Origin of the sequence: Pseudoalteromonas sp. S1609, assembly GCF_005887255.1 — a bacterium.
Classification (GTDB): domain Bacteria; phylum Pseudomonadota; class Gammaproteobacteria; order Enterobacterales; family Alteromonadaceae; genus Pseudoalteromonas.
This window is the reverse complement of record NZ_PNDJ01000059.1, coordinates 18,883-29,007: the sequence shown is the minus strand read 5'-3', so window position 1 is coordinate 29,007 and position 10,125 is coordinate 18,883. Positions and strand designations below refer to the sequence as shown.

General features: G+C 36.3%; 8 protein-coding genes, 1 tRNA gene and 3 pseudogenes. 5 read left to right on the top strand and 7 right to left on the bottom strand.

Going from position 1 to position 10,125, the window contains the following annotated elements; all coding sequences use genetic code 11:
• The first annotated feature begins 5 nt into the window (after positions 1 to 5).
• Both CWB76_RS15175 and CWB76_RS15170 read left to right on the top strand, forming a co-directional pair.
• Positions 6 to 81, top strand: a tRNA-Glu gene (locus CWB76_RS15175).
• Between the two features lie 250 nt (positions 82 to 331).
• Positions 332 to 598 carry a DksA/TraR family C4-type zinc finger protein gene (locus CWB76_RS15170; RefSeq protein ID WP_055013360.1) on the top strand — a complete coding sequence of 89 codons (267 nt, stop codon included), beginning with the start codon at positions 332 to 334 and terminating at the stop codon, positions 596 to 598.
• Between the two features lie 59 nt (positions 599 to 657).
• Here the strand turns inward: CWB76_RS15170 and gloA are convergent, their stop codons facing one another.
• The 6 genes and pseudogenes from gloA to CWB76_RS15140 all read right to left on the bottom strand — a co-directional run.
• Complete coding sequence (gene gloA, locus CWB76_RS15165) at positions 658 to 1,044, bottom strand: lactoylglutathione lyase (protein WP_138608757.1); 387 nt, start codon at positions 1,042 to 1,044, stop codon at positions 658 to 660.
• An 86-nt stretch (positions 1,045 to 1,130) separates the two neighbouring features.
• Positions 1,131 to 3,041, bottom strand: coding sequence for an aminotransferase class I/II-fold pyridoxal phosphate-dependent enzyme (locus CWB76_RS15160; RefSeq protein ID WP_138608755.1), 1,911 nt, complete (start codon positions 3,039 to 3,041; stop codon positions 1,131 to 1,133).
• Positions 3,042 to 3,262: 221 nt separating this feature from the next.
• Positions 3,263 to 3,358 (bottom strand): annotated as a pseudogene (locus CWB76_RS15155) (iron-sulfur binding domain-containing protein); the annotation flags it as partial.
• Positions 3,359 to 3,503: 145 nt separating this feature from the next.
• Complete coding sequence (locus CWB76_RS15150) at positions 3,504 to 4,934, bottom strand: MBL fold metallo-hydrolase (RefSeq protein WP_138608753.1); 1,431 nt, start codon at positions 4,932 to 4,934, stop codon at positions 3,504 to 3,506.
• Positions 4,935 to 5,128: 194 nt separating this feature from the next.
• On the bottom strand, positions 5,129 to 5,935 hold the full coding sequence (locus CWB76_RS15145; protein ID WP_138608751.1) for a trypsin-like serine protease: 807 nt from the start codon (positions 5,933 to 5,935) through the stop codon (positions 5,129 to 5,131).
• A gap of 100 nt (positions 5,936 to 6,035) precedes the next feature.
• Positions 6,036 to 6,158, bottom strand: a pseudogene (locus tag CWB76_RS15140) (iron-sulfur binding domain-containing protein); the annotation flags it as partial.
• A gap of 397 nt (positions 6,159 to 6,555) precedes the next feature.
• Between CWB76_RS15140 and CWB76_RS15135 the strand changes: the two are divergent.
• Both CWB76_RS15135 and CWB76_RS15130 read left to right on the top strand, forming a co-directional pair.
• Positions 6,556 to 7,227 (top strand): DUF4386 domain-containing protein, encoded by a 672-nt coding sequence (locus CWB76_RS15135; protein ID WP_138608749.1) that lies wholly within the window; start codon positions 6,556 to 6,558, stop codon positions 7,225 to 7,227.
• A gap of 272 nt (positions 7,228 to 7,499) precedes the next feature.
• Positions 7,500 to 8,684, top strand: coding sequence for a helix-turn-helix domain-containing protein (locus CWB76_RS15130; protein ID WP_138608747.1), 1,185 nt, complete (start codon positions 7,500 to 7,502; stop codon positions 8,682 to 8,684).
• A gap of 15 nt (positions 8,685 to 8,699) precedes the next feature.
• Here the strand turns inward: CWB76_RS15130 and CWB76_RS20335 are convergent.
• Positions 8,700 to 8,941, bottom strand: a pseudogene (locus tag CWB76_RS20335) (endonuclease III); the annotation flags it as partial.
• Between the two features lie 237 nt (positions 8,942 to 9,178).
• On the opposite strand from CWB76_RS20335, the gene CWB76_RS15120 reads away from it, so the two are divergent.
• Positions 9,179 to 10,099, top strand: a complete 921-nt coding sequence (locus tag CWB76_RS15120) for a winged helix-turn-helix domain-containing protein (protein ID WP_138608745.1) — start codon at positions 9,179 to 9,181, stop codon at positions 10,097 to 10,099.
• The last annotated feature ends 26 nt before the right edge of the window (positions 10,100 to 10,125 follow it).

The following is a 10,125-nucleotide window of genomic DNA, read 5'->3' as shown; positions in this document are numbered from 1 at the left end:
AGATGGTCCCCATCGTCTAGAGGCCTAGGACACCGCCCTTTCACGGCGGTAACAGGGGTTCGAATCCCCTTGGGGACGCCACTTACTTTTTATAAAGTAGGTATGTGTTATTAAGATAAAAAATTTTCTGTTCAAGTACTTCTTACGTTCGTCTATAAAATACCTCTCTAAATTAAATGTTTAGGTTTATCAAAGCCTAGAGTCACGATATTCACTCAAGTATTGTTCAACCTCAAAAGACTTAATTAAAAGTATCTGTGTTTTTTATTCAGGGCTTATAAATATTCTACTTGTTAATCTACATAAAACTTCCAAAAAATGAGGAGGATTTATGGCAAGTGGATGGGCGCGAGATGGCGCAATTCAAGATCAAATAGATGCAAGTGTTAATGATGCAGTGCAATACGCAAGAAGTAACCTAATTTCAGGAGCGAGCGCTGAGCTTTGTGATGAGTGTGACGAGAGAATACCACAAGCAAGAAGGTTAGCATTACCAGGCGTGCGCTACTGTATTTCATGCCAAGCGGAATTAGAAGGGCTACCAAGTAATGCTAACGCGTTTAATCGCCGTGGCAGTAAAGATAGTCAATTACGATAAAGGTGCTCAAGGCACCTTTTTTTATGGGTAAAATACTACCCGTGATTATTTATGATTATTTATGATTTTTTCTGAATAAGTTCAATTGCATATCCATCAGGGTCTTTAACAAATGCAATTTCCGTTTTGCCACCTTTTACTGGACCTGGTTCACGACTAACGTTACCGCCAGCTGCTTTGATATCCTCACAGGCCTTATAAATATCATCAAATTCAATCGCTATATGGCCATAGGCATTACCTAAATCGTAGCTGTCAGTATCCCAGTTATAGGTCAGTTCAAGTACTGTTGTATCAGTTTCATCACCGTAGCCGACGAAGGCAAGGGTATAGCGATACTCTTCATTATCAGCACGACGTAACTCTTTCATACCTAGCACATTAGTGTAAAAGGCAATTGATTTATCTAGATCAGCAACCCGTAACATAGTATGTAGTAAACGCATTTAAATTTACCTCAATTTATTCTTTGAAATCTGTAAAGTACGATTATAAGCAATTCCTAATCATAAAACTGTATTACGCGATATTTTTACTTCTCAACTTTACCTTTAAGGACATATATTTCGCCATCAAAACTGCCCTGAATCGTTAACCCTTGTCCTGCAAGCTCCTTCAGATAGTCTATATGCTCTTGTGTAATATGTTGCCCCGGAACCAAAAGCGGAATTCCTGGCGGGTAGGGCGTAACTAAACCGGCGCAAATGCGGTTGTTACTTTTGCTAATAGGTACCGATTCGCGCTCGCCATAAAAAGCTTCGCTTGGAATACAGGCTAAGTCTATAGCTGGTAAATTCTCCGGTAAGCGAGAACGTCGTGTCGATGTGGCTAGTTTTACCTTGCCACTATCGAGTTTTTTCAACGCATTGTATAAACGAATGATCTTCGAGCGCGTGCCGCCAAGAGTCAGTAACACCAAAATAGTACTGTGGGTGTATTTTTCGATTTCTAAGCCAATTTCATCCAGCAGATACTTATGAATATCTTTTAATGAATAGGGTAATTCGCTAATGTCGATAAGAATTTTTAGCGGGTCGTGGCCCATGTTATCATCACTAAAGTGCGGGAATATTTCCATAAACTCTTGTTTACCAAGCACTTTAATCTGCTTTAGTGATGCCATCTGTTGCTTAAATTCGTCTACATGATTTAACAAGGCATTGAGTAACTTATAGCCTTCCATCTCCAATTGTTTTTGGCACACATCAAGAGAAGCGATAAGCTGATATTTCGGCGATGTACTGGCATAAATACTGTAAATCTCGCGAAAGAAGTCAGCATCAAAATCAGGATCGTTTACATGGATATACGATGCCTGAGAAAACGCCGATACCACTTTATGCGCTGAATGAGTTACATAATCAGCGCCAGCATGAATGGCGGAATAGTAACGTAAGCTTGGATGAAACAGCGAGTAAGCAAACCACGCTTCGTCGATAAACACCTTAATACCATGTTGATGAGCAAACTCGACTACCTGTTTAAGGTCACTCAGTAGGCCATCGTAAGTACACCCTGTTAGTACCAGCAATTTCGCATCGCTGTTCTGCTCAATTGTTTGTTTGATATCAGCCAATGACGGTGGCGCAAAAATCCCATATTTAGGGTTTAAAATACTCGACAAATAAATGGGTAAACTGGCTGATTGCAAAATGCCATAGTGCACAGATTTATGGCAATTACGGTCAATAATCACTTTATCGCCTTTGCGAAGCAGTGTCTGCAAGATGATTTTATTTGAAGTGGATGACCCATTAGTGACGAAGTAAGTGTGCTTCACCTCAAACGTAGCGGCAGCTGACTCTTGGGCACGGCCAATGGTATTAGTGCTATCTGATAATGATCCTAACGAATCAACAGAAACCGACAAGTCGCCCACAAACACATTACGGCCATAAAACTGATAAAAATCTTTAATATAGGGAGAATTTCTAAAGCTTGAACCACCGCTGTGCCCAGGTGTGTGCCATGAATCGTTCGACTCGCCAACATAACGGCGGTACGCTGTCCAAAAAGGCGTTTCTGAGCGGTCATCGAAGTCATTGATCATATAACCTAAAATTGCTTCAGGGTCTGAGATTACTTCATCTTTAAAGAAGAATGACTCAATCTCCTCCGACTCATTAACAATTTCTAGCCCCTCTGTGTCGTCACCAATAACATACACAGGTAATTCAAGACGGATCCCCTTTAGCTGCTCGATAAAACGACTATAAGTGCGTTCACCAACCTTATTTTGCACATCCCAACTAAGTACAACGGCCTGAATATCACCATCATCCTTTACACACTCCAGTGCTTGTTCAAGTTCAAGGTACTCAATAATATCGATATGAATATCGTTTCGCTCAAAATTAGGGATAACTTTTGACAGATTCGTCGAAAGTTCTTTTAAGGTGCTAGGGTCTTGCTCAATCAGTAATATACGAAGTAAGGGTAACATAGAGGGTCGCACTATAATTTTATTATGCTCAGTAGCATAACTAATGAATTAAGACTTGTGAAATTAATACTTTGGAAATGTTCCAATAATTACTTTTATTATAAGTGCAGATATAAGCGTTTATTTAAATTAATTTGCAATATAAGAAAGTGCAAGGTGTCAAAATTTGGCATCTGCATTAGGAAATTGTACGTGTTGATCGAAGAGTACTCGCCATATAATTACTCAGTTTTATCTTTAAACTCACACAAGTCTTTAATAATACAGCTGTCACATTTAGGTTTACGTGCCACGCAGCTATAGCGACCATGTAAAATGTGTCTAATTACACAAGGCCGATTTGTGCAATAAACAGACATTGGAAGCCTTGCTTTGCGAAAAATAATTTAGCTATAATCTCGTGGCGATGACCGACTTTTATTTTTTCGCTTAAGCAATTGTAAGGTATTTTTTTCATCTCAATTACATAGTATTGGTTTGATAAGACCTATCCATAACTTCAGGCGATATATCATTATTTCGATGAAAACCCACAATGCGATTAACTTTCAATTTTTCACTTCTCAAAAATTCTATAAATTGTTTACTGTAACTTGGCAGTATATTAGCAATGGTGTTATCAAAAGCGACTTCTAAAAAGTCAGTTTGATATACGATGCCATCTTGCTCAAAATAAGCGAAGCTTTGACGTTTTGAACGCGCATTTTCTAAAACATAAAAGCGTACATTATTAATAACCTGTCTATTTTTAATCTCTTCAAAGTTGAATTTATGTATTTCGTCATTAAATCGAGGAAAAGCCTTTATTGCTTTAACAGTATAAGCGTCTGCATAAATCTTGGCACCTTTTTCTACAAAAGGTAGAAGACCTAAAATATGGTCGCTATATGGATGAGTAACAAAGACCGCAGTAATTTTTTTATCTGGGAATCGTTGTTTAATTGCGTCGATAACTTGATTTGACGATTTACTGTTTTTTGATGCTCCAAACACTGTAATATTATTATTATTTATTTTAAACAGTATATTTCTTAAAGCTGAACCGTCTGTAACAAGGTAAAGGTTTTTGGTTATAGATGTTGTTGTTAAAGCTGAACTATTATCTGATACATTTTTGTAGTAATCACTAGGAAGCCTGAGCTTTTCTGTTTCAATTAGTTTTATCTTTTCAAAATTTTCAATTCTTATTATAAAGCTAGGGGTAGTATCCCCACTGTATTTTTTAATGAGAGAGTGGGCGAAATAGTAACCATTAGAATATCTATAATCATCATATAGATAGATTCGTTTTCTATTTTTATTGTTGATTGATATTAACTGTAGAGGCTTAGTGTTAAATACATATTCTATTGTCATTTTTTCGGATGTTTGATGAGTTAACGTTACTTTTCCAGATGGGGAGCCTTGTTGAAATTCTATTTTTTCTTCGATATTTGTTTCGCTAATTAATGGCATGATAGCAAAGAAGTCTAAATTCATTAAAGTTAGGTTTTTATAACGGTTAAAGCTACTCATGTTTTGTTCAATTACACTTTTCCCTAAAGAAATTCCATTTCGCTCATAACGCAAACTTTCTTTACTATTTTGGAAATGTACTTCGTCAAAATATAAGCCGCCAGTAAAGTGATGAACTACATTTTGATAGTAATGCTGATTATTAATATCAATATCCGTAACCTTAAAAGCCTTATATCGAGTAGGTGCTTGAAAGTCCCAAGACTGAAATGGGTCACTTCGCCCTAGATAGCTATGAGTTAAAGAAAATGCTTTTATAGAAGATGTGTTTTGATAGTGGGTTTTTAGCGTATTAATAAAAGATGTAGCTTCACTTGCGTATGCAAGTTTTGTAACCGCAAGAAATAAAAAAATGACACTTGTTATGTACTTCCTCACTGAATAATCCCTTATATCTAGTTAATATATATGCATATTCATTTATAAGATAGCATAAATCAACAAATAATTACCCCCTAAAAGTAACAACAAGTTGGGCTAGATTTAACCTTAAAAAAATAATAAATTCGTTAAAACAGTAAACGTTCGTTTTTCGCTCTAAGTCGGACTTAATTACTGTTCCAAAACAGACGTTAATTGACAGTGTTTGGTTCGTCAGTTAATACATCCTTAATCCACTCACTATAACTGGAAATCCTCACTTGATATGCAGTTGTACCATATAACCCCGCCTTAAAATCAGAAATATCACCATGCGCCAGTTGCCAACTTGAAAGCCCTATAAGAAAGGGCTTACCACCTTGATAAATAATAGAAGCTCCACCACTATCACCTGAACCGTGCATTCCCTCTAGAGGTAATCCATTCGGTGGCTTATTGAACTTGAATGTCAGCCAATTAGTTTCTGCTTTTTCGATAATATTCTGGAAGTGATTCAGCTGTTTCAAAGATTTAGTATCAGACTCCTCGCCAAGAAGCCCATTACCTGTAGCACCTTTACCAAAAACTGTAATTGTTTTGCCTTGCTCTTTTACATTTGTGTAAAGAGCAATCGGTAATACATCGTTCACAGGTGAGGATAGTTTGATTAATGCAATATCACTTCTTGCCTTAAAAAAACTCATTAAAGGCGCTAAATCTCCTTTCAACAAACTTTCGCTAAGCTTTTCAAATTCAGGATGTATATGCACTTTTTCAATTTGATATGTATTTGATCCAATCTTTAAGCTTTTACCCGTGTAATTATAAAAAATGGTATGCGCGACAGTTACAACCCATCTTGGATTGATTAAAGCGCCATGCCCCTCATGAGGCATATCTACTAAGAAATCAGGAGCTTCTTTCAACACATAATTCTCAGGGGGAATATCATGCCTTTTCACCACAGCGAGACAACTAATAGAAAAGAAAAGCAGAAAAATGAAAAAACAAGCTTTCATAGTGCGTCCATGTTTTTTATGAATGCCTTACAAGCTACCTTTAAAGTTAGTAGAAAACAACTGATTCGACAGTCTGTAATTTACTCAAGTTGACAGAAGCTTACTCAGTCTTGTCTTTAAACTCACACAGGTCTTCAATTATACAGCTGCCGCATTCAGGTTTTCGTGCAACGCAGGTATAACGGCCCAGTAAAATGAGCCTGTCGTGTACAATCACTTTGAACTATTTTGGGGTCACTTTTTTACATTGATTGTCGGCACAACTAAAAGATAGTGCTGATAGATGAGAGATATAGTTAGTTGGATTAGACCTAAGTTTATATCAAAGAGTGCTTCATTCTAGTCATCTCACAATTACTTATTAACTATATTGAAATATATATCATCAATAGTTGTGTAGCGGTTTATATAGAGTATTGAAAAGGCTAAATAATAATGACCTACAGGAAGTAATAAAAAACAATTTTAATAAATAATACGTTCGAATAGGCCCATTTGGTCGTCAACGCGCGCCTAAATGGCTAAATTGCCCAACCTAACTATAAAACGATAATCAATGTTAAAAACCAAAAAAAGGTAAGAAATAACTTTGAATATTTATAACTTTAAGGAAACACATTATGTCTAGTTTAACCGCTGCTCGTTTAGTGGGCGTATTATGGCTAATTTCATCATTCTCATACATGACGGCTAGTTCACTCATTGCGGAGTTGGTTAGTTCACCGGACTACCTTGAGCAACTTTTTGCTAATAAGCTTACGGTAACCACGGCAGTGCTATTAGAGTTCATAAATTCAGCGGCTGTTGTGGGGATGGCAATAATTATTTACCCCATTATCAAACAATATAGTGAGCGTATTGCAGTTTGCTATGTAGCATTTAGGCTTGTTGAAGCAGTTATGTTACTAATAGGTGCTGTCGCTCTATTGTCAATGATGAGGATAAGTAAGGAGCTCGTTGAAACGACCGTTAGTAATGTTGATTACTTGCACACTATGGCGACTGTTCTTAGAGCTGAGCGCTATTATGACTTTCAAATGGGCATGATCCCTTTGGCAATATGTGGCTTTGTTCTATGCGCAAACTTTTATCAATACCGACTTGTACCGCGTGGATTTTCGGTGTTAGGAATGATTGGCTATTTTGCTTTATTGCTAAAAATACTTTTTGGTTTTTTTGGGATGAATTTGGGCGGACAATGGTTATACCTTCCAGGGGCTTTATTTGAGTTGTTACTACCATTTTGGTTATTTGTTAAAGGCTTTAATTTAGAAAATAGTCCGAAAAAATAGTATATTTTCAATTTAATTAAGGTGGGTATTATTTTTTCCTATGGACCCAACATTAGTAGATAAAGGAATTAGGAGAACACAGAAGTTATTTATCGAAATAAAAGTACTTAACTTCACCTATTATTTATTACGAATTAGCTTAGCTAATGACACAAATAATTACTGGAGAGGCTAGTGAGTATAAATCTACTTAGTTGACAATAGGTAGTGTTAGTTAGAGTTTAGATTTATAATTAAAAGAAATTATAAATCTTTTATCTTAGGTAAGTTCGATGGTTAACCTTTTACCGACAATATTATATTCTAGCATGATAGGAATGACACTTATTGCTTTGCTTGATGTTCTTAAAAGGCCAAAGCAAAAGCAAAATGTTTTTCTGAAAGGTTTACTGTTGTTATTAATGGTGCATTTAGCGGGGGAGCTATTTATTCATTCTGGCGCATATATTTATGCTCCGGGTATAGCAGGTCTTCAGTTTCCGCTTCGTGTATTACTTGGGCCTGCTCTATATTATTATGCACATGCCTCTATGTCAGCTGATAAAGTCGCCAATAAAAGCCTTAAAACATTAGCGCTCTCTGGTCCTATTATTGTTTTATTAGGTATGGTCCCTTTTATATTTATGATCACTCCAGCAGAGAAGCTCGCGCTGGCCACTCCTTCAACGAGAGATCCTGACCTTTGGAAAATTGCAGTATTTACCTGTTTATTCACTACGTCAGTTTTTATTTTTTATACGCTTTTTTATTTAGTGGCAGCCTTAAAGCTTCATAACGTTCATCGTCGACAATTGATGGAGCGCTTTTCTGAAATAGAGCATAGTTCATTGGTGTGGTTTAGGCCCATATTGTTTATATGGGGGGCTACATGGTTATTGTATGCCATTGAGTTTTCACTCGGTGCCTTGGGTATACACTGGTATGGCTCTGGTGTTGTGCTGCCAATATTGGAGGTTATAGCTTTGGCTATTTTTATCCATAAGGCTTTAAGCCAAAAAGTTCTTACTGACTCTGAAAAAGGGATACCGCACACTAGTCAGCCGTCTCAAAGTCAAACAAGAGCTGCATTACTTAGTACTGAAAAAATGCAATTTATAGCGTCAAAGCTTGAACATGCAATGAAAAAAGATAAGCTGTTTTTGCAAGATGACTTATCGCTAAAAAATCTATCTGAATGCATATCTGAAACTGAAAACCATATTTCAGAAACACTCTCTCAATTTTTAAACACCAAATTTTTTCAATTTATTAATGGTTTTCGAGTCGAAGAAGCCAAAAAGGCTTTAGATGATAGTGATAAATTAATTACGAATATTGCCTTCGATGCCGGATTTAATTCAAAATCGACATTCAATACTGCGTTTAAAAAATTAGTGGGTTATAGTCCATCTGCGTACCGAAAATTGAAGCGTGAAGATAAGCAAAATATGTCTAGAGTGAATGAATCTAAAGTTTAAAGTAGAAAACAAAGATTATTCTGTCTCAGCTTTATACTCACACAAGTTTTCAATGATGCACGCACCACATATAGGTTTACAGGCTACACAAGCATAACGACCGTGCAGAATAAGCCAATGATGAACGTCCACTTTTAATTCGGCAGGGACTATTTTTAACAGCATTTGCACAAAATAGACATTTTACCAGTGGCCAATTTTGAACGGTTCGATATTCTAAATATATGGATATCCACGGCTATAGTAGGCCAGCCAAAAGGTGGCTAATGTAGATGGTTGAAATTCTTACTTGTACTTAAATCTAACCGATTTATAACAAATTCGGTATAAGAAGTTTATAGCAATTGAAATATTAAACCTTAATGAATTAAAGATAAAAAAGTTTCGACTAAAAAACAGGATTGCTAACCCTAACTGTATTCATCACTGATGATGAGCTGATACAATTTTAGTGAAACATATAATATGAGTTATTTTAGGATGAATTAACCCTCATGACAGAGAGTAAAACGATAAAATTTGACGAAATAAAATATGTTGTCACTAAAGATAATCAATCAGTGACTTTAAATCCGTTAAGTTTTAAATTACTGTTCACGCTGGCACAAACACTAGAACTCGTTGTATCAAATAAAACGCTCATGACAAGTGTTTGGCCTAACACTGTTATTAGTCCTGACACTTTAAAACAGCGAGTATTTGTTTTACGAAAGTCACTAGAGCAATCAACAATAAAAGGTCTTTCAATTCAAACGGTAAGGGGGGAAGGGTACCGATTACTAATTGAGCGAGAGGTCATGCCAATCGATCAAACGTTTGTTCCTGAACCGACACCCAACGTACACACAGATAAAATTCCTCGGTTAAACAAAAAAGTGTTCGGTATAACGTTTGTGGCGCTGTTAATGACAATAATCATATTAATATACGTGACTCAATCAACGAATAATGACAAAGCGACAAGTAACAATCGGATTGCGCTATGGAGTAATACCCCCCTTAATGAAATGCCTGAGAATGCGTTAAGTATTTACCAAACATGGAATGATTTGCTTAGCCAAGCAAATGAAGAACAGCGTCTTCAACTCATATTATCAAAGCAACGAAAAGAGTTAGTCTTACCATTACAAGCAAGAAAAGATCGGCTTGCATTAATTAGTTATTTTGAAGTGATAGAAGTAAACAATAACACGACAATAAAGCTAAGCATAGTAGAGCCAACTACCGCAACAATATTACGGACTAGTTCGTTTTCTATGTCATCAACGTCATCGTTACTTCAAGCATTACAATCACAATTGAATGGCATTGAATCGTTAATGTCATCTGGGAAATTGTATTTAAATAAACAGCAACGTGAATATGCTAAAGACCCTATCTGGTCAGTGTTAAAGGCGCTTGCTAACCCAGCATAACCATTCATAACCTTTATTAACTCGCG

Coding starts and splice junctions, on each gene's coding strand:
- CWB76_RS15170 (WP_055013360.1), top strand. CDS start 332: ATGGCAAGTGGATGGGCGCGAGATGGCGCAATTCAAGATCAAATAGAT.
- gloA (WP_138608757.1), bottom strand. CDS start 1,044: ATGCGTTTACTACATACTATGTTACGGGTTGCTGATCTAGATAAATCA.
- CWB76_RS15160 (WP_138608755.1), bottom strand. CDS start 3,041: ATGTTACCCTTACTTCGTATATTACTGATTGAGCAAGACCCTAGCACC.
- CWB76_RS15145 (WP_138608751.1), bottom strand. CDS start 5,935: ATGAAAGCTTGTTTTTTCATTTTTCTGCTTTTCTTTTCTATTAGTTGT.
- CWB76_RS15135 (WP_138608749.1), top strand. CDS start 6,556: ATGTCTAGTTTAACCGCTGCTCGTTTAGTGGGCGTATTATGGCTAATT.
- CWB76_RS15130 (WP_138608747.1), top strand. CDS start 7,500: ATGGTTAACCTTTTACCGACAATATTATATTCTAGCATGATAGGAATG.
- CWB76_RS15120 (WP_138608745.1), top strand. CDS start 9,179: ATGACAGAGAGTAAAACGATAAAATTTGACGAAATAAAATATGTTGTC.